At 70.2% G+C, this 18,929-nt stretch carries 18 protein-coding genes; 9 read left to right on the top strand and 9 right to left on the bottom strand.

Annotated elements, in window-relative coordinates; all coding sequences use genetic code 11:
• Positions 1 to 49 precede the first annotated feature (49 nt).
• On the bottom strand, positions 50 to 355 hold the full coding sequence (locus ACYVHU_RS04960; protein ID WP_078760707.1) for a DUF6412 domain-containing protein: 306 nt from the start codon (positions 353 to 355) through the stop codon (positions 50 to 52).
• Between the two features lie 26 nt (positions 356 to 381).
• Positions 382 to 1,404 carry a hydroxymethylbilane synthase gene (gene hemC / locus ACYVHU_RS04955; RefSeq protein WP_078760708.1) on the bottom strand — a complete coding sequence of 341 codons (1,023 nt, stop codon included), beginning with the start codon at positions 1,402 to 1,404 and terminating at the stop codon, positions 382 to 384.
• Between the two features lie 200 nt (positions 1,405 to 1,604).
• Between hemC and ACYVHU_RS04950 the strand changes: the two genes are divergently transcribed.
• Positions 1,605 to 1,898: a hypothetical protein gene (locus tag ACYVHU_RS04950; protein WP_078760709.1), complete on the top strand. Its 294-nt coding sequence runs from the start codon at positions 1,605 to 1,607 to the stop codon at positions 1,896 to 1,898.
• 91 nt (positions 1,899 to 1,989) lie between these two features.
• Here ACYVHU_RS04950 and ACYVHU_RS04945 read toward each other — a convergent pair whose 3' ends face one another.
• Together ACYVHU_RS04945 and ACYVHU_RS04940 are read right to left on the bottom strand one after the other, a co-directional pair.
• The gene (locus ACYVHU_RS04945) at positions 1,990 to 2,595 is read right to left on the bottom strand and encodes a bifunctional 4-hydroxy-2-oxoglutarate aldolase/2-dehydro-3-deoxy-phosphogluconate aldolase (RefSeq protein ID WP_498947643.1); all 606 of its coding nucleotides are present in this window, start codon (positions 2,593 to 2,595) and stop codon (positions 1,990 to 1,992) included.
• An 11-nt stretch (positions 2,596 to 2,606) separates the two neighbouring features.
• On the bottom strand, positions 2,607 to 3,626 hold the full coding sequence (locus ACYVHU_RS04940; RefSeq protein ID WP_078760711.1) for a sugar kinase: 1,020 nt from the start codon (positions 3,624 to 3,626) through the stop codon (positions 2,607 to 2,609).
• A gap of 170 nt (positions 3,627 to 3,796) precedes the next feature.
• Here ACYVHU_RS04940 and ACYVHU_RS04935 point away from each other — a divergent pair, with 170 nt between their 5' ends.
• Positions 3,797 to 4,531 (top strand): IclR family transcriptional regulator, encoded by a 735-nt coding sequence (locus tag ACYVHU_RS04935; RefSeq protein WP_078760712.1) that lies wholly within the window; start codon positions 3,797 to 3,799, stop codon positions 4,529 to 4,531.
• 71 nt (positions 4,532 to 4,602) lie between these two features.
• On the opposite strand, the gene ACYVHU_RS04930 is transcribed toward ACYVHU_RS04935, so the two are convergent.
• Positions 4,603 to 5,421, bottom strand: coding sequence for a C40 family peptidase (locus ACYVHU_RS04930; protein WP_432938071.1), 819 nt, complete (start codon positions 5,419 to 5,421; stop codon positions 4,603 to 4,605).
• A 282-nt stretch (positions 5,422 to 5,703) separates the two neighbouring features.
• On the bottom strand, positions 5,704 to 6,300 hold the full coding sequence (locus ACYVHU_RS04925; RefSeq protein ID WP_078760713.1) for a TetR/AcrR family transcriptional regulator: 597 nt from the start codon (positions 6,298 to 6,300) through the stop codon (positions 5,704 to 5,706).
• 163 nt (positions 6,301 to 6,463) lie between these two features.
• Here ACYVHU_RS04925 and ACYVHU_RS04920 point away from each other — a divergent pair, with 163 nt between their 5' ends.
• Positions 6,464 to 8,080, top strand: a complete 1,617-nt coding sequence (locus ACYVHU_RS04920) for an MDR family MFS transporter (protein ID WP_078760714.1) — start codon at positions 6,464 to 6,466, stop codon at positions 8,078 to 8,080.
• A gap of 71 nt (positions 8,081 to 8,151) precedes the next feature.
• Here the strand turns inward: ACYVHU_RS04920 and ACYVHU_RS04915 are convergent, their stop codons facing one another.
• Positions 8,152 to 8,601: a GNAT family N-acetyltransferase gene (locus ACYVHU_RS04915; RefSeq protein WP_078760715.1), complete on the bottom strand. Its 450-nt coding sequence runs from the start codon at positions 8,599 to 8,601 to the stop codon at positions 8,152 to 8,154.
• Positions 8,602 to 8,820: 219 nt separating this feature from the next.
• The gene (locus ACYVHU_RS04910) at positions 8,821 to 10,029 is read right to left on the bottom strand and encodes a coiled-coil domain-containing protein (RefSeq protein WP_200813545.1); all 1,209 of its coding nucleotides are present in this window, start codon (positions 10,027 to 10,029) and stop codon (positions 8,821 to 8,823) included.
• Between the two features lie 365 nt (positions 10,030 to 10,394).
• Here ACYVHU_RS04910 and ACYVHU_RS04905 point away from each other — a divergent pair, with 365 nt between their 5' ends.
• The 3 genes from ACYVHU_RS04905 (at position 10,395) to ACYVHU_RS04895 (ending at position 12,409) form a co-directional block, all read left to right on the top strand.
• Positions 10,395 to 10,922, top strand: a complete 528-nt coding sequence (locus ACYVHU_RS04905; protein WP_078760716.1) for a gamma carbonic anhydrase family protein — start codon at positions 10,395 to 10,397, stop codon at positions 10,920 to 10,922.
• Positions 10,923 to 11,210: 288 nt separating this feature from the next.
• A complete protein-coding gene (locus ACYVHU_RS04900) occupies positions 11,211 to 11,447 on the top strand; it encodes a hypothetical protein (protein WP_200813546.1) in 237 nt (78 codons plus the stop codon).
• A gap of 119 nt (positions 11,448 to 11,566) precedes the next feature.
• Complete coding sequence (locus ACYVHU_RS04895; protein ID WP_498947639.1) at positions 11,567 to 12,409, top strand: metallophosphoesterase family protein; 843 nt, start codon at positions 11,567 to 11,569, stop codon at positions 12,407 to 12,409.
• A gap of 84 nt (positions 12,410 to 12,493) precedes the next feature.
• Here the strand turns inward: ACYVHU_RS04895 and ACYVHU_RS04890 are convergent, their stop codons facing one another.
• Entirely contained in the window at positions 12,494 to 14,605 is a 2,112-nt protein-coding gene (locus tag ACYVHU_RS04890) for a (Fe-S)-binding protein (RefSeq protein WP_498947834.1), read from the bottom strand.
• A 485-nt stretch (positions 14,606 to 15,090) separates the two neighbouring features.
• Between ACYVHU_RS04890 and dnaK the strand changes: the two genes are divergently transcribed.
• The 3 genes from dnaK (at position 15,091) to dnaJ (ending at position 18,924) form a co-directional block, all read left to right on the top strand.
• Complete coding sequence (gene dnaK, locus ACYVHU_RS04885) at positions 15,091 to 16,938, top strand: molecular chaperone DnaK (RefSeq protein ID WP_078760718.1); 1,848 nt, start codon at positions 15,091 to 15,093, stop codon at positions 16,936 to 16,938.
• A gap of 28 nt (positions 16,939 to 16,966) precedes the next feature.
• Positions 16,967 to 17,677 carry a nucleotide exchange factor GrpE gene (gene grpE, locus ACYVHU_RS04880; protein WP_078760719.1) on the top strand — a complete coding sequence of 237 codons (711 nt, stop codon included), beginning with the start codon at positions 16,967 to 16,969 and terminating at the stop codon, positions 17,675 to 17,677.
• 98 nt (positions 17,678 to 17,775) lie between these two features.
• Entirely contained in the window at positions 17,776 to 18,924 is a 1,149-nt protein-coding gene (gene dnaJ, locus ACYVHU_RS04875; RefSeq protein ID WP_078760720.1) for a molecular chaperone DnaJ, read from the top strand.
• Positions 18,925 to 18,929 lie beyond the last annotated feature (5 nt).

The following is an 18,929-nucleotide window of genomic DNA, read 5'->3' as shown; positions in this document are numbered from 1 at the left end:
GGTCGGATCGGACGCAGACGGGGTGACCGCGCGGCGCGGAAAACCCGGGTTACGCGGCCACCGGGGCCGCGCCGGGGGCCCGTGGCCGGGTCTTCCCCGGGGCATCGGGATCGCGTGAGGGGATCGTCGTGGCACGGCCGGCCCGCAGCCGCGCGGCCCAGGACTGGACCTGCACGTCGAGGTGGGAGAACGGCCAGGAGGCGCACCCCCGGGCGACGACCCAGACCAGCGCCACGCCCACCGCGGTGACGGCGAACAGCGCGAAGGAGCCGATGCCCGGGGTGCCGTCGAAGAACGGGTCGGTGATTCCGGAACCGAAGAACAGGGCCTGGAAGAGCGCGTAGATGTGAGCCATCGCGCCCAGCCTCCTCCCGTCTCGGTTCACCGCCACCCTACGCGATGCCGCAACGCCCTGTCCCGCGCGGGTCCCGGCCACGGGCGGGGAAGCCCGCCCAGGCGTGGGGCCGCGTCGATGAGGGCGCGGGCACCCTTGCGCAGCAGCTCGGTGGCGACGGTCGTCCCGAGCCGGGCCGGCCGGTCGGGGTCGTCCCGGCCGCTCGCCTCGACCACGTGGCGGCCGTCGCGGGTGAAGACCATGCCGCGCAGCGCGAGACGCCCGTCAGGGGTCGTATGGCAGTGAGCGGCGATGGGACTGCCGCCATGCCCCCGTAGGTTGTGCAGCAGCATCCGTTCGGCGGTGACGTGCGTGCGGGTGACGGCGTCGTCGATCTGGTAGAGGAGGTCGACGACCGTGGTGTCGTCGACCCTGCACTGGAGTCCGGTCACGCCCGCTCCCACCGGCGGGCACATGACGTCGTGGGACAGGACCTCGCGGATCCGGTCGCCCGCGCCGAGGCGTTCGAGACCGGAGCGGGCGAGGACGAGCGCGGCGTAGTGGTCCTGTTCGTCCAGGCGGTCGAGGCGGGCGGCGACATCGCCCTGGATCTGTTCCACCCGCAGGTCCGGCCGGAGCCGCAGAAGCTGGGCGGCGCGGCGGACCGAAGAGGCCCCCACCGTGGTGCCCTGCGGGACGTCGGCGAGCGAGCGCCACGGGGATCCCGAGCGGAACACGACCGCGTCGCGCACGTCCTCGCGTGGCAGGTAGGCGCCGAAGGTGGTTCCCTCGGGTAAGGGGACGTCGCCCGGGACGTCCTTCATGGAGTGGACGGCGATGTCCACCCTTCCCTCCAGCAGGCGACGGTCGATCTCGCGGAGGAAGCCGTCCTTGCCGCCCGAGGAGGCGAAGCCGCCGTCGCGGCGGTCGATCGGGACGTCGACGCCGACGATCTGGGTGACGATGTCCGGCGCGGTCTTGACGACGAGATCCTGCACGTGGCGGGCCTGGGCGAGCGCCACGGGGGTGGTACGGGTACCGATGCGTAACAGTCCGTTCGGGGGGATCACCTTCCAACGATAGGCGCGGGAAGAGGACCCGAGGGAGGTGAACGCCCATGCCGGAATTCCCGGATGTGGCCGACGGCCATGTCCGGCCACGAGAGCGCGGCGAAACGGCGACACACCGTGTCCACCTGACGCTCTTCACGCTCGGTAAGCGGTAAACAACCTTGAGTAAAGACAGCGTCATGAACCCGAGGAGCACGCCGGTGCCGATCCGTCCCTCCCACCTCGCCACGATGTCCGCCGCCATCGCCGGGGCCGTACCCCCGCGGGCGGGCCGCGGACCGGTGACCGTCACCTACGCTTCGGGCCACCGTCAGGTCGTGGAACGGGTCGGCCGGACCCCCCTCGACCCGACCCAGGGGGGCGTGGTGGCCTTGGACGCCGGAGCCGGTACCCGCTTCTCCCTGTTCGCCTCCGGCGAGCGGGAACTCGCATCAGGCGACGCTCCCATGACCTTCGACGCCCCGCTTCCGGCGAACTCCATCATCCTGTCTTGACCCGCCCCCGACCGGCTCCCACGGGCGCCCCGGGAGCACGGAAGCGGCGGGGCCCATGTCGAGGGGGTGTGGGCCCCGCCGTCCGGCCCGGCTAGTCCCGCGACCCGACGAGGTCCGCGAGAAGCTCCACCTGGGCCGGATCCGACAGCGCGGAGCCGACCGCGGCGACACGGGCGCCGGCGTCGAGGTAGGCCGGGGCCGAACGGGCGTCCAGCCCGCCGGTCGCCACGAACCGGACCTGCGGGAACGGTCCCCGCATGGCCGAGAACCAGGCGGTCCCCAACGCGGTCGCCGGGAACGCCTTCACCCAGCGCGCCCCATGACGCAACGCCTGCTGGATCTCGCTTGGAGTGGCGACTCCCGGCAGGTGGGGCAGCCCGGCGGCGGCCGACGCGGCGAGCACGGCCGGGTCGAACCCCGGAGCGATGGTGAAAGCCGCCCCCGCCTGGGCCACCGCCGCCACCTGCTCGACCGTGATCACCGTCCCCGCGCCGACCGCCCGGCCCCGCTGCGCCCCCGCGTCGATGGCCGCCCGCAGCGACGACAGCGCCTCGGGCGTCTGGACCGGCACCTCGACCAGGTCGATGCCGAGGTCCCAGGCGCGGGACGCCAGCTCCACCGTCTCCTGCGGGGGCATCCCCCGCAGGATCGCCATGACACGCTGACCGTCGAAGATCTCGTCGAACGTCTGCGACATCTTCCTCTTCCTCACTCGTTGTCGGTTCCGGCGACCCCGGAGACCAGGGGGACCGGCATCCGCAGGTACGGCCACTCGCCGTCGTCCGCGGCGAGCATCCGCGCGCGCACCTCCGCCGACGGGAACGTGACGACGTCGCCGACGCTGCGCAACGTCACCGCGGCGGCGATGTGCCCGAGCCGCAGCCGGTCGCGGACGGGAAGGTCGCCGAGGAGGCCGTGCAGGAACCCCGCGGCAAAGGCGTCGCCCGCGCCGACGGGCTCGACGACGTCCACGCTCAGGGCCGGCACGAACGTGCGCTCGTCCCCGACGTAGCAGGTGGCGCCGTGTTCGGCGTCCTTGACGACGAGGCAGGGCACCTCCGGCAGCAGCGCGCGCACGTCGTCGTCCGTCGCGGTGCCCCACAGGCGCTGCGCCTCGTCCCGGCCGACGAAGACGACGTCGGCGGCGCGTGCGGGGGCCAGCAGCGCCGACGCCGCCGTCTCGCGCGACGGCCACAGCGCCGGACGGTGGTTGACGTCGAACGACACAAGGGGGCCGGCGTCGCGGTCCCCCATGAGGCGTTCGACGAGTTCGGCGCAGCCGCTGGACAGGGCGGGGGTGATCCCCGAGAGGTGGACCAGCCGAGCGCCGCGCAGGAGGGGCGAGGCGGCCAGTTCCGGTCCCATCGCCGACGCCGCGGACCCGCGCCGGTAGTAGTGGACCCGGGTGCCGCCGGGCGCGGGGTCCTTCAGGTACAGACCGGTGGGACGGTCGGGGTCGATCTCGACCGCTCCGACGTCGACGCCGTGGTCGGCGAGCACGGCGCAGATGATCCGTCCGAACGGGTCGTCACCGACCCGGCTCAGCCAGGCGGTCCGCCGGCCGAACTGGGCCAGTCCGCACGCGACGTTGGATTCGGCCCCGCCGATCTCCATCGCCAGGGCGGGACGTTCGACGAGGGGCGCTCCGGAGATCGGGGCGAGCAGCGCCATCGTCTCGCCGAGGCAGACCGCGTCGTAGGTCGCGGCCGGGGGAACTGCGCTGGGCATCGCGGGGTCCTCTCGTTCGCGGAACGCGGTTCGGGGCGCGGGGCACCGGCCGCCCTCGCCCGAACGGGGATTCAGGTGCGCATCATGCGCACATGCCATTGCAATATGCGCAACACATGCGGCATTATATGCATTGCGCGCTTTCGGCGACAGAGACGGAGGGGGTCTAGGTGTCCCAAACAGTGCAGCGGGCGATCCTGATCATCGAGTCCCTGGCGGCGCGCCCCCGCACCCTCGGCGAGGTCGCCGACATCCTCGGCGTGCATCGTTCCACCGCGCTGCGCCTCCTCCAGACCCTGGAGGCCAGCGGATTCGCCCGGCGCCTGGGAGACGGCCGGCACGCCGTCGGCACCCGCCTCATCGCGATCGCCCAGCAGACCCTGGAGACGCTCGACCTGCGCCCCCTGGCCTCCCCCCACCTGCGCGCGCTCCACGGCCGCCACGGACACACCATCCACCTCGCCCAGCTCATCGGCGACGAGGTCATCTACGTGGACAAGCTGGAGAGCACCGAGGGCGTGCGCATGTACTCACGCATCGGCCGTCCCGCCTCGCTGCACGCGAGCGGGGTGGGCAAGGCCATCCTGTCCTGCCTGCCCGCCGGGCGCCTGGACGAGCTGCTCTCCGGGGTGGAACTGACCGCGCACACCGCCAACACCCTGTCCACCCGCCAGGCGCTGGACGCCGAACTGGCGACCATCCGGGAACGGGGCTGGGCGGTGGACGACGGCGAGTTCGAGGACTTCACCAACTGCGTCGCCGCGCCGGTCCGCAACAGCACGGGTGACATCGTGGCCGCGCTGTCCATCACGTCGCTGCGCGTCATCGCGCCCTTGACGGAACTCGTCGACCTGGTTCCCGACCTTCTCGCCACCGCGCGCGCGATATCCCGCGAGCTCGGCTGAATTCGGTTAGATGTTCGACGCTATTCCGGCCAGGGGGCGTCGAATTCGACGCCCCCTCGCACCGGCCTGGGTCACACGACCCGACGCGCTCCCTGGTAATGGTCGTCGAAGTACCCGGACATGCTGACGATCTGCACGTCCTTTCCGGAACTCGGAGCGTGGATCATTTCCCCGTCGCCCGCGTACATTCCGACGTGGCTGGGGCCGGAGTAGAAGAAAACAAGGTCTCCCGGACGGAGATCCGTCCGGGAGACCGCTGTCCCCTCTTCGTACTGGTCATAGGTGGTCCGGCCGATCTCGATCCCGACCTGCTGGTAGGCCCACTGCACCAGGCCCGAGCAGTCGAAGGAGTCCGGGCCGGTGGCGCCATAACGGTAGGGCGTGCCGATCTTGCTCTTCGCGTGCTCCAGGGCCTGGGCCCCGAGGTCGGGTTCCGGCTCGGGTTCCGGTTCCGGCTCCGCTCCGGGCGGCGGGAAAGGATCCGAGCCGAAGGCGGAATCGGGGAACACCGTCCCCACGGGGCGGTCCACCGGGACCGGGGCGACCTGGTCCGGAGCAGGTACGGCCCCCACCTCTCCCACGGGTGCCGGTTCAGTGGATTCGGTGAAGCCGAGCGGGCGTTCGGGCGGTTCGGCCCCCGTCTGCCCCGGATGGCTCAGGGCTCCCCCATCCGGCTCGACGACCGTGCTGTGCGCCGGTCCTCCCGCCTCCGCGGACACGGGCCGCTCGACCTGACCGGTGACGGGGGTCCCACCGGTGGGAGCTTCCTCAGGGGCGTGGACGGGAGGTCCGATGTGACGGTCGGCCAGCGCCGGCGCGGCGGGGAGGAGTCCGAAGAGAACGGCCACCACCGCGACCGATAAGGTCGGCGCGAGGCTGGTTATGGACACAGACCGAATTCGGGCACGACATTGTTCGGAAGAAACGCGGAATGACATGTAAATTCCCCCGTGAACGACTGTCGAGCCGCACAGGATATGTACGGCCAGTCACCGTTGTTCAGAAGAACACACATCACCCATAACTCTCCGTTACCACGACGTTATCGGCGTGTCGGGTACCGGGACATCCGATGATTCCGCTATTGGACGACGCCACAGAGAGCGCGTCGCCACCCCACGACGCGTTTCCGACACCGGGATCCGGCCGGCGCTCCAGGCCCGGCCGGCGGATCAGCCGACCTCGGTGTCCAGACAGGCCGCGATGCAGTGCTCCAGGCGCCTGACCATGGCCGTGGGATCCTGGCCGGCCAGCGACGCCGCCCCGCCGGACCGACGCAGGACCGTGACGCCGACGAGCAGCGAGGCGACCAGCGAGGCCCGGACCCGCGCATCGGGCCCGCCGATGTAGTCGGCCAGCGGATCGATGATGGCGTTTCGCAACCGCTCCTGGTAGACCGTCTGCAGGTCGGGATCGCTGCCCGAGTGCTCCAGCGCCCGCTGGAGGGGGGTGCCCTCCTCGTTGAAACGCCGCACCATGTACTCGGCCAGCCGGCGCGGAAGCGTCTGCACGTCCCCTTCGAAGATGCCGGGGAACACCGCCTCCGAGGCGATGACCTCGGCCAGCAGGCCCCGCTTGGCACCGAAGTAGCGATTGATCAACGCCACGTTGACGCCGGCGTGGGCGGCGATCATCCGCGATGAGACCTGGGCGTACCCGGAGCTGGTGAACAGCTCGCGGGCACTGTCGAGAATGCGCTGGCGCGTCGCCTCCCGATCGCGCACCCGAGCCCGGTCGGCACAGGCCTCGGCCGCCTCCGCGCGGTTCATGTCACGGTCCCTCACTCATCGTCGGCGGTCTCTCCCCGGACACCATCCTGCGACATCCGGGCTTGGGAGCATAGCGCCCGATTTGACAAGTCAACACTGTTTACTTATACCGGTACATGATGTGACACCCCTCTTCCCTCACCCTTCTCGACGGGGAAGAGGCATGCCTGAAAGCGGAAACGGGGGCTCGGTGACAGAGTTGGGGGACCGAACGGTGCGCAAGGAGGCGTTAGCCGAAGACGCGGCGAGCTCGGGGGAGGGCGTCCCCGCCTACTCCCGGCGGCAGGTGATCGAGATCCTGATCGGTCTCATGCTGGCCATGTTGACCTCGATGCTCACCACGTCGATCGTCGGCACCGCGCTGCCGACGATCATCGGCGAGCTGGGCGGCCAGGACAAGCTTTCGTGGGTGGCCAGCGCGACGCTGCTCACGATGACCGCCTCGACCCCCCTGTGGGGCAAGCTCTCCGACATCTACGGGCGCAAACTGCTCTTCCAGATCGCGCTCGTCCTGTTCATCCTCTCCTCGGTGGCGGCCGGCTTCTCCCAGGACATGAGCTGGCTCATCGGGGCCCGCCTCGTCCAGGGCATCGGCGCCGGCGGCCTGGCCGCGCTGCCGCAGATCATCCTGGCCGACGTGGTGGAGCCCCGCGAACGCGGGCGCTACGCCGGCTTCCTCGGCGCGGTGTTCGGCGTGTCGACGGTGGCCGGACCGCTGCTGGGCGGCTTCATCGTGGACAGCCCCCTCGGCTGGCGCTGGTGCTTCTTCATCACCGTTCCGGTCGCGATCGTGGCGTTCATCGTGATCCAGTGGCTGCTGAAGATGCCCCGGCGGGAGCGCGGCGACACTCGTATCGACTGGTGGGGGGCCACCTTCATCGTCGCCTCCGCGAGCTGCGCCATGCTGGCGCTCAGCCTCGGCGGCAAGGAGTTCGAGTGGAACTCCGTCCCCACCTACGCGCTCGGCGCGGCCACGCTGGTCTTCGCCGTGCTGGCCGTGGTGGCCGAGCGCCGCGCCCAGGACCCGATCATCCCGCCGCACCTGTTCCGCAACAGCACGTTCAACCTGGCCAGCCTGGCCTCCCTGCTGGTGGGCATCGCCATGTTCGGCGTCATGATCTACTTCCCGCAATACCTGCAAATTGTCAAGGGCATGACCCCGACCGAATCGGGGCTGATGACCCTGCCCATGGTCGTCGGCATGCTGGCCTCCTCGATCTCCTCCGGCATGCTGGTCAGCCGCAGCGGCAGGTGGAAGGGCTATCCGATCGTCGGCATGCTGCTGGTGGCCGCGGGCTTCGGTGTGCTGACGCTGCTCGACCTGCACTCCAGCCTCGTCCTGGTCGGCGTCGGGGTCGGGCTGATCGGGCTGGGGCTCGGTCTGTCCATGCAGATCCTCATCCTGGCGACGCAGAACGCGCTGGCGCGCACGGACATGGCGGCGGCGACCTCCTCGGTGTCCTTCTTCCGCAACCTCGGCGGTTCGATCGGGGTGGCCGCGTTCGGGGCGATCATGACGAACACGCTCACCACGGAGATGACCGATGTCGCCGCGGCGTCGGCGGAGTCCGGCGTCTCGCCGGAGGCGCTCCAGGGCGCGGCCTCGGGGTCGCCCGAGGTGATCCACGCGCTGCCCAACCCCCTCAGGGAGCTGGTCCTCACCGCGTTCAACGACGCGATGCACCAGGTGTTCCTCGTCGGCGTCCCCGTCGCGATACTCGCGTTCGTGGTGGTGCTCTTCCTCAAGCACGTGCCGCTGCGTTCGGCCCGCCCCCGCTGACCCTCCCCCTATCCCGACCCACGCCCCGGCCGGCCCCTTTATGGAGGGGTTCCGGTCGGGGCGCCGTCGTCTCAGAGGTAGCGGCGAAACCCCTCGGCGGCGTTCTCAAAGCCCATCGACCGGTAGAAGGCGTGCGCGTCCGGCCGGCTCTCGTGGAACAGCACCTCGATCTTGTAGCACCCGGCGGCGACGCAGCGTTCGACCGCGTCCTCCACGAGCGCCCGCCCCACCCCGCGCCGACGGCAGGCGCCGTCCACCACGACGTTGTCGACGATGGCCCAGGGCTGGGCGTCGTGGGTGAGGTTGGCGACCATGATCAGGTCGAGCGTGCCGATGATCTGTCCCCGCCGCTCGGCGACGAGGATCGTACGGTCGGGATCGTTCTCGATCCGGGTCCAGGACCGGACCGCGGCCGAGGACATGCGGACGGTGCCGCCCTGCGCGGGCATCGTGTCGCCCAGATCACGCAGGAGGCGCAGGATCGCCCCTAGGTCGGACCTTATGGCCGCACGGATAATCATGGCTTTCGGCATCGTAGCCGACAGCGATCCACAAGACAGACGTCAGCCCTCATCAAGGGCGCAAAAGGGCGCCGGTCCGGAGTTTCCGTGGATCTCCGGACCGGCACCCCGCAGCCCTGCTGGTCGACGTCGCCGTACCCCGGCGCCCCGATCGGGCCCGTCGCGTGGACGGCCCGGCCGAAAACGCACCCCGATGGCGCCGGGGGCGCTGCCGGCGGGTCACGGCCGGATGATGCGGACCCCTTCACCACCCTCGGGTGTGCCTGAGGTGCCCGGAGAGGACTCCGGCCGCCGGTAGATGCCCGTCATCCCCGGATCGCCGCCCACGGCTCCCTGAGGCTTGTCCCCCTCGTCCGGGGCCGGACCCGCGTAGCGGAACCCCTGGGGCCTCGGCGGGTGCTGGCGGACCGGCTGGGACTTCGGCCCGGTGGCGGGGGAGGACGCGGAGGTCTCGCCCGGCTTGAGGCGGATGGTCTCCTCCTGGTCGTCCGCCGGTTCGATCTTGATGGTGGCCTCGCCCTCGGCCGACGGGAGCTTGGCGGTGGGCTCGTCGGTGGCGGCCGGCGCCGTGGGGGCCGCGGACGCGCCAGGCCGCGCGGGGGCCTTCTGCGCGGGGGCGGGGGCCGCGGCGGGGGCGACGGGAGCGTCCTTCTTCGCCTGGCCGGCGCTCGGAGCGGGCTTCGCGCCGTCCTTGGCTTCCTTGACTTCCTTCTTCGCGGCCTCCTTGACGGACTCGGCCTCCTTGCGCGCCTCGGCGTCGGGCCGCTTCAGGTCCGCTTCGAGCGGGCCGGCGTTCTTCTCGGCGGTGAGCAGCTCGGCGAGCGTGTCGCGCATGTCCCCGAGACGGCGGACCGCCTCGGCGTGCGTGGCGGTCAGCGTCGCCAGGCGGCGGTCGGCGGTGTCGTGGATCTTCTTGGCGCGCCCCTCGGCCTCGGCGAGCTTGCGCTCGGCCTCCTGGCGGGCCTGGTCGCGCAGCTGCTCGGCCTCCTGCTTGGCCGAGGCGACCAGCTCCTTGGCCTGGTCGCGCGCGCTGCCCAGGACACGCTCGGCGTGGGCGTCGGCGTCCTTGATCCGCTTGGCGGCCTCGTCCTGGGCCGTCTTGCGGGTCTGCTCGACCTCCTTGTCGACCCGCGCCCGCTTGTCCGCGGCCTCTTCCTCGGCGATGCGCAGGATCTCGGCCATGCGCTCGCTGATCTGCTCGTGCTCGGGTTTGACCGCGGCCTTCTCGCGGGCCTCGGCCAGCTCACGGCGCAACTGCTCCATCTCGTCGTGCGCGCGGGCCAGACGTTCCTGGAGGTCACGGATCTGGTTGTGGTTGCGGACGACGAAGTCGTCGACCTGGTGCTTGTCGTAGCCGCCCTTCCGCACGGTGGGGAAGGCGTCTTCACGGAGAAGATTCGGCAGTATCTCGGTGCTGTGTTCTTTCATGTCCTAATCAACCAGGTTGGCTACAAGACGGGGTGGAAGCCTCACCACTCTGCCTACCATCCCCATAACGGCGGGGAAACACTCGGGTGACGTTCATTTCACGTTTTTCAGACGTGTGGTCATCTGTGGCGACAGGGAGTGATGGAGTGTACGGAACGTGACACCTCGGACGGCAGAACGGGCCGGGACCATGACCCGTCCCCGGACCCGGCGGGATCGAGGGGGGCGGCCCGCGATGCCGGACCGTCGAGATCACCGGGATCGCGTTCCAACTAAGGTATGCGCGTTCTCGCACGCGCGTGGACGCTAGAGGCCATTCCGTTACCGCCCTACCGCCGCGCATCCGACTCCGAGGAGGCCCACACATGACCGGTCCACTGGTGGGGGACGCCGCGTTCGGCTCGCCCGACATCGCACCGGACGCCTGGATCGCGCCGGGGGCGGTCATCGTCGGCCGGGTGCGCATCGGCGCGGGCAGCAGCGTCTGGTACGGCTCGGTGCTGCGCGCCGACACCGAGGACATCATCGTCGGCGAGCGGTGCAACATCCAGGACCAGTGCGGGCTGCACTCCGACCCGGGCGAACCCGCAATCCTGGCCGACCGCGTGAGCCTGGGCCACAAGGCGATGGTCCACGGCGCGATCGTCGAGGAGGGGGCGCTCATCGGTATCGGCGCGATCGTCCTGGGCGGCGCGCGGGTCGGTGCCGGCGCGCTCGTGGCGGCGGGGTCCCTGGTCCCACCCGGCCGGACGGTCCCCCCCGGCACGCTGTGGGCCGGTGTCCCCGGAAAGGTGATCCGCGAACTCACCGACGACGACCGCGCGGTGTTCGCGCGCACCCCGGAGAAGTACGCCTCCTACGCCCAGGAGCACCGCGGCGTGCGCTGGCGCTGAGCGGACCAGTTCGGACGGACACTCCTTCCCTGTCTTCGTTTCATGTTCTTGCGGCCGAATCGGCTCTGAGAAACAGACATGGAACCTCTGATCGCCTCCGTTTCATTGCCTTTCAGACCAGCCTTGGAATGGAAGCAACAGATGGTTCCAGAATGGTCCCTCTGGGTCATGTGGCGGAAGGCTACTGCCACGTAGCCTTGACCGCGGAGACGGTGTGTCCTATCAGACCGCCCAGGACGTCGCGGCCGTCTCCCCGGCTCGAACCCGATTTCGATGGAGGTGGCCGCGGTGAACTCCAACCTCGATACGCGCCTCCACGACCACGTGGCGCTCGCCGAGATCGAGCTGTACTCCGAGCTGCTGACCGCCGTGGCCGCCACCGAGGGACGGCTGTCGACCGAGCAGATCGACGCGGTGCTCGGCGTCCTCCCCCAACGGCGCGCCGGCGACTCCGACGCGCACGTCCCGCTGTCGCCCGAGCCCCGGCGCCGCCGCGGACGCTGCCCCCAGCGCTCACGGCGCTGAGCCGTGGCCGGCGGCGCCCTCCCCGCGGCGGCGGCCGGGCACGGGCCGCGAAAACGGATACCGCCAGGGGACGTCGTTCCGGTACCGTCGGGCCCTCCCGCCCCGAAGGAGTCCCGGTCGTGGCACGCAAGCGCAGGGCGCCCGTACCTCCCGCCCGCATCCTGATCACCGGGGACGTCCACGGCGCGTTCGCGCTGCTGGCCGCCTGGTCGTCGGCCGTCCGCGCCTGGCTCGGCCCGCTCGACGCCATCCTGGCCGTCGGCGACGTCGAGGCCAACCGCGACGAGGCCGACGCCGCGGGCGTGCGCTCCCCCGCCGGCCACCGCGGGATCGGCGACTTCCCGCTCCTGGCCGAGGGGCTGATCGACCTGGGTGCCCCGTTGTACTTCATCGGTGGCAACCACGAGCCCTGGCCCGCCCTGGACGCGGCCGGCCCCGGGCGGTGGAGCCGGGACGTCCACTTCCTGGGCCGCGCGGGCCGCACCGAGATCGCAGGTCTCGGCGTGGCGTTCCTGTCCGGCATCCACTCGGCCCGTGTCAGCGACGCCGCCCGGCCGCGACGCGAGACCGCTCGGGAGCGCAGCTACTACACCGCCGAGGAGGTGCGGCGGGTCGGTCGGGGCGTGGGCCGCTCGGCCCCGGTCGACCTCCTGCTCACCCACGACTGGCCGGCGGGGATCGGCGCCCCCGACCGGGCCGACGCCGGCCGGCCCGAGCTACGCGCCCTGTGCGAGCGCCTGCGACCGCGCTGGCACTTCTGCGGTCACCTGCACGACCGACACCAGGCGACCATCGGCCCCACCGAGGTCGTGTGCCTCGGCCACATCCGCGACGGGGCGCCCGCCTTCGCCGTCGTCGAGCGCGACACCGGGGGCGACCTCCGGATGGTTCACCAGGTGGCGCCGCCCGACTTCCGCCCCGGGCCCGACCCCCGCCTCCTCGGGAGCGCGGTCCGGCCGTGAGCCCGCCGGCGGGCCGCGCGAACGACGAGGCCCGGACACGTGGTGACGTGTCCGGGCCTCGTCGTGTGCCGGCCGGTAAAGGCGTCAGGCGTTCTCCCGCACGGGTTCGCCCGCGGCGGGGGACTCCCCCTTGACCGAACGGAGCAGCAGCTGGGAGACGTCGACGACCTCCAGCGTCTCCTTCGCCTCGCCCTTCGACTTCTTCTCGTTGATCGCGTCACCGAGCATGACCTGGCAGAAGGGGCAGGCGGTGGAGACGGTGTCGGGGTTGGTCGTCAGCGCCTCGTCCACGCGCTCGGTGTTGATGCGCTTGCCGATGCGCTCCTCCATCCACATCCGCGCGCCGCCGGCGCCACAGCAGAAGCCCCGTTCCTTGTGCCGGTGCATCTCGACGGTCTTGATGCCGGGCACCTGCGCCATGATCTCGCGGGGCGGCGTGTAGACCTTGTTGTGGCGGCCCAGGAAGCACGGGTCGTGGTAGGTGATGTTCTCCTCGATCGGCTGGACCGGGGTGAGCCGGCCCTCCTCGACCAGGAGGGCCAGGAGCTGGCTGTGGTGAACGACGTCGTAGTCGCCGCCGAGCTGCGGGTACTCGTTGCCCAACGTGTTGAAGCAGTGCGGGCAGCTCGCCACGATCTTGGTGGCGCCGACCTCGTTGAGCGTCTCGACGTTCTGCTGGGCCAGCATCTGGAAGACGAACTCCATGCCCAGCCGGCGGGCCGGGTCGCCGCTGCACGCCTCCATGCCACCGAGCACCGCGAACTTGACGCCGGCCATGTGCAGCAGCTCGGCGATCGCCTTCGTGGTCTTCTTCGCCCGGTCCTCCAGCGCTCCGGCGCAGCCCACCCAGAACAGGTACTCGGTCCCCTCGGGGAGCTTGTCCTCGACCACCGGGACCTCGAAGTCGAGCTCCTCGACCCAGTCGAGGCGCTTCTGCTCGCTCATCCCCCAGGGGTTGCCCTTGTTCTCCAGGTTCTTCAGGAGGGTGCTCGCCTCGGAGGGGAAGCTCGACTCGATCATGACCTGGTAGCGGCGCATGTCGAGGATGTGGTCGATGTGCTCGATGTCCACCGGGCACTGCTCGACACAGGCGCCGCAGTTGGTGCAGGACCACAGCACGTCGGGGTGGATCACGCCCCCCTCCTCCTCGGTGCCCACGAGGGGCTTGCCGAGCAGGGCGAGGACGTCGTCGTGGATGTCGGGCGTCTCCTCGGTGATGCCCTGCATGAGGTAGGGCGCCTTGGCGTAGGCGTGGTCACGCAGGTCCATGACCAGCTTCTTCGGCGACAACGGCTTGCCGGTGTTCCACGCCGGGCACTGCGACTGGCAGCGACCGCACTCGGTGCAGGTCGTGAAGTCGAGCAGGCCCTTCCAGGTGAAGTCCTCGATCTTACCGACGCCGAACGGGTCCTCGTCGGGGTCGGCCTCCTCGAAGTCCAGGGGCTGGCCGTCCTTGTTCAGCATCTGCTTGGCCGGGCCCAGCGCGGGCGAGCCGTCGGCGTTGCGTTTGAAGTAGATGTTGAAGAAGGCGGCGAAGCGGTGCCAGGCGACGCCCATGGTGAGGTTGCGCGCCAGGACGATCATCCACGTCATCGAGATGATGATCTTCAGGGCCGCGGCGACGAGGATGCCCGTCTCCAGCGCGGCGGTCGGGGCTCCGGAGAACGCCAGCACCAGCGGATAGCTGAGCGCGTAGTGGAGGTTGTAGGAGTCCACGCCCTGGAGGGCGCCCTCCATGCCCCGCAGGAGCAGGACCAGCACCGGGATCGCCACGATGACGAACTCGACGAAGTAGGCCCGGGGGAAGTTGGACCCCTCGAACCGGGAGGCCCGGCCGAGCCTGCGCGGGTGACTGATCTGGCGGATCGCGATCAGCACCACGATGGCGATCAACGTGGCCCACGAGAACAGTTCGACGATGAACTCGAAGGGGGCGAAGTGCCCGATGATCGGGAGCACGAACTCCGGGTCGAAGAGCTGACCGTAGGCCTGGGCCAGCGTCGGCACCAGCAGCAGGAAGCCGAAGGCCACCCACCAGTGCGCCACCCCGATGACGCTCCACTTGAGCATTCGGGTGTGACCGACGGTCTCGACCAGCATGGTCTTCAACCGCGGCCAGAAGGGACCGAAACGGTCCGGCGCGGGTTTGCCGAGCCGCACGTGACGCACGATCTGCGCCACCGCGTACACGAACATGCCCCAGCCGGCCGCTGATATGGCCAAGGTGAAGATCACCAGGCCCCATTTCACAGCGTCCACGCCCCGCGGCCTCCCATCCTGCTGCGTCGGTTCCGGCGCTCCGCGCGCCGGGGTCAAGCAATGTTACTAGCGAGTAGCCGAGAGCGGTGAACCCCCGCACCACATTCCGACCGCACGGTCGGTGCCCCCACCTACGTTAATGAGCCCCACACTCCCCCCGCGACACCACCTCACCCCACTCCACCCTCACCCCCACCTGCCCACCTTTCACCCCTGAGACGGGTCAAGGCTTTCCCGGGGATATCCCCGGGCCCGCCGTCCCTCCAGTGAGAAATCCGCGCCCCCGGGAACAAGGACGGGGATCCCCGCGTTGGACCGTATGCACACAGACTTGAGTCCGCTCGGCTCAAGTGATTTGACAGCCGAGTGGCCCAGAAGAAATACTGCGCCTGTAAGACTCAACCTTGACGGAGGACGTACTCATGGCACGTGCGGTCGGCATCGACCTGGGAACGACGAACTCGGTCGTCTCGGTCCTGGAGGGCGGCGAGCCCACGGTCATCGCCAACGCCGAAGGCGCCCGGACCACCCCGTCCGTCGTGGCCTTCGCGAAGAACGGTGAAGTGCTCGTCGGCGAGGTGGCCAAGCGCCAGGCGGTCACCAACGTCGACCGGACCATCCGGTCGGTCAAGCGCCACATCGGCACGGACTGGTCCGTCGAGATCGACGGCAAGTCCTTCAACCCGCAGCAGATCAGCGCCTTCGTCCTGCAGAAGCTGAAGAGGGACGCCGAGGCCTACCTGGGCGAAGAGGTCACCGACGCCGTCATCACGGTCCCGGCCTACTTCAGCGACGCCCAGCGCCAGGCCACCAAGGACGCCGGCAAGATCGCCGGCCTCAACGTCCTGCGCATCATCAACGAGCCCACGTCCGCGGCCCTGGCCTACCACCTGGAGAAGGAGGAGGAGGCCACCATCCTGGTCTACGACCTCGGTGGCGGCACCTTCGACGTCTCCCTGTTGGAGGTCGGCGACGGCGTGGTCGAGGTCAAGGCCACCAACGGCGACAACCACCTCGGTGGTGACGACTGGGACCAGGCCATCGTCGACTGGCTGGTCGAGCGCTTCAAGAACAGCAACGGCGTCGACCTGTCCAAGGACAAGATGGCGCTCCAGCGTCTGCGCGAGGCCGCGGAGAAGACCAAGATCGAGCTGTCCAGCTCCAGCGAGTCCTCCATCAACCTGCCCTACATCACCGCCTCCGCCGAGGGCCCGCTGCACCTCGACGAGAAGCTCACCCGCGCGGAGTTCCAGCGGCTGACCGCCGACCTGCTCGAGCGCACCAAGGCGCCGTTCCACCAGGTCATCAAGGACGCCGGGATCACCGTGGACAAGATCGACCACGTCGTGCTGGTCGGCGGTTCGACCCGTATGCCCGCGGTCGTCGACCTGGTCAAGAGCCTCACCGGCGGCAAGGAGCCCAACAAGGGCGTCAACCCCGACGAGGTCGTCGCCATCGGCGCGTCCCTCCAGGCCGGTGTGCTCAAGGGCGAGGTCAAGGACGTCCTGCTGCTGGACGTCACCCCGCTGTCGCTGGGCATCGAGACCAAGGGCGGTGTGTTCACCAAGCTCATCGAGCGCAACACGACGATCCCGACCAAGCGCTCGGAGATCTTCACGACCGCCGAGGACAACCAGCCCTCCGTGCAGATCCAGGTCTACCAGGGCGAGCGCGAGATCGCCCAGTACAACAAGAAGCTGGGCGTCTTCGACCTCACCGGCCTGCCCCCGGCGCCGCGCGGCGTCCCGCAGATCGAGGTGACCTTCGACATCGACGCCAACGGCATCGTGAACGTCACCGCGAAGGACCTCGGCACCGGTAAGGAGCAGTCGGTCCAGATCACCGGCGGCTCCGGCCTGCAGAAGGACGACATCGACAAGATGGTCCGCGAGGCCGAGCAGTACGCCGAGGAGGACCGCAAGCGCCGCGAGGAGGCCGAGGTCCGCAACAACGCCGAGTCCCTCGTCTACCAGACCGAGAAGGTCATCAAGGACAACGAGGACAAGATCCCGGCGGATGTGAAGACCGAGACCGAGAGCGCTGTCGGCGAGCTGAAGAAGGCGCTGGAGGGCTCCGACATCGAGGCCATCCGCTCGGCGAGCGAGAAGGTCGCGCTGGCCAGCCAGAAGATCGGGTCCGCCATCTACAGCCAGGGCCAGCAGGGCGGCGCGTCCACCGACGCCGGCGCCCAGGCCAACGCCGACGACGCCGACGTCGTCGACGCCGAGATCGTCGACGAGGACAACGGCAAGCGCAACGGCACCGCCTGACCACGACGCTGAAGAGGAGGCGCAGCAAATGGCGCTGCCGGACAACGACAACGGCCGCGAACAGCAGGGGCCGGTGATCCGCGACAAACGGCGCATCGATCCGGAGACCGGTGAGCTGCGCACCCCGGAGGGGGCCGCGGAGCCCTCTCCGGACTCCCCGGCGCAGGAGACGGCCGAGGAGGCCGCCCCCTCCGCCGACGGCGCGGAGATCGCGGAGTTGCGCGCGCAGCTGGAGGAGCGCACCAACGACCTCAAGCGGCTCCAGGCCGAGTACGCCAACTACCGCAAGCGCGTGGACCGCGACCGGATCGCGGTCCGCGAGCAGGCCACCGCTCAGGTGATGAGCGAGCTGTTGCCGGTGCTGGACGACATCGGCCGGGCCCGCGAGCACAACGAGCTGACCGGTGGCTTCAAGTCGGTCGGCGAGTCGCTGGAGTCGCTGGTCACCAAGCTGGGGCTGAAGAAGTACGGCGAGAAGGGCGACGAGTTCGACCCCAACGTCCACGAGGCCCTGACCCTGGTGCCCTCGCCCGAGGTGAGCGTTCCGACGGTGATCGAGGTGTTCCAGCCGGGCTACCTCGTCGGCGAGCGGGTGCTGCGGCCGGCCCGCGTGGTCGTGGCCGGTCCCACCGAGGAGCCCGCCGCCGAGGCGGCGGACACCCCGGCGGACCAGGCCGGACCCGAAGCCGCCTCCGGGGGCGAGGCCCCCGAGACCGGCACCGACCAAGAACAGAAGTGACAGGTTCCGCCCCGGGTGCCGGCGACGGCGCCCGGGGCGGTCCGCACCGGTCCGATAATCGACCCTGAGCGCAGCGAAACGGGAGAAGGCACACGTCGATGAGCACGAAGGACTACCTGGAGAAGGACTATTACAAGGTCCTCGGAGTCTCAAAGACGGCCACCAAGGACGAGATCAAGCAGTCCTACCGCAAGCTCGCCCGGCAGTACCACCCGGACGCGAACAAGGGCGACAGCACCGCCGAGGAGAAGTTCAAGGAGATCTCCGAGGCCTACAACGTCCTGTCCGACGAGACCCGGCGCAAGGAGTACGACGAGGCCCGTTCGCTGTTCGGCGGCGCCTACCGGCCGGGCGGTGCCGGCGGCGCCGGGGACTTCAACCTGGGCGACCTGTTCGGTCAGACCGCGGGGGGCGGCGGCGAACGGCTCAGCGACCTCTTCGGGGGCCTGTTCGGCAACCGTGGCGGCCGCTCGACCTCTCAGGCCCGGCGCGGCGCCGACGTCGAGACCGAGACCCGGCTGTCCTTCAGCGAGGCCGCCAACGGCGTGACCCGTTCGTTCAAGCTCACCAGCGAGGCCGCCTGCGGCACCTGTCACGGCACCGGGGCCAAGGCCGGGACCACGCCCCGGGTGTGCCCCAAGTGCGCCGGCACCGGACACGAGAACAAGAACCTGGGCGGCTTCTCGCTGTCCGAGCCCTGCAGCCAGTGCAAGGGACGCGGACTCGTCGTCGACGACCCCTGCCCCGTCTGCAACGGCAGTGGCCGCGGTACGAGCACCCGCACGATCCAGGCCCGCATTCCCGCGGGCGTCACCGACGGCCAGCGCATCAGGATCAAGGGCAAGGGCGCTCCGGGTGAGCGCGGCGGTCCGGCCGGCGACCTCTATGTGGTGGTGCACGTGCAACCTCACCCCCTGTTCGGCAGGAGCGGGGACAACCTGACCGTCACCGTCCCGGTGACCTTCCCCGAGGCCGTGTTCGGCGCCGACGTCCGGGTGCCGACGCTCAACGGCTTCCCGGTCACCGTGAAGATCCCACCGGGCACCCCCAACGGCCGCACGTTCCGCGTGCGCGGCAAGGGGGCGCAGCGCCGCGACGGGACAACGGGCGACCTGCTCGTCACCGTCGAGGTCGCGGTACCGCAGAACCTGAACGGCGAGGCCCGAGAGGCCCTGGAGAAGTTCCGCGCCGCGACCTCCGGCGAGGACCCGCGGAGCGGTCTGGAAGCACGGGCGAAGGGGGCGTAAGACCC

This window comes from Marinactinospora endophytica (genome assembly GCF_054780875.1).
Note: the sequence above shows the minus strand (reverse complement) of the source record. Positions and strands in the feature narration are given on the sequence as shown.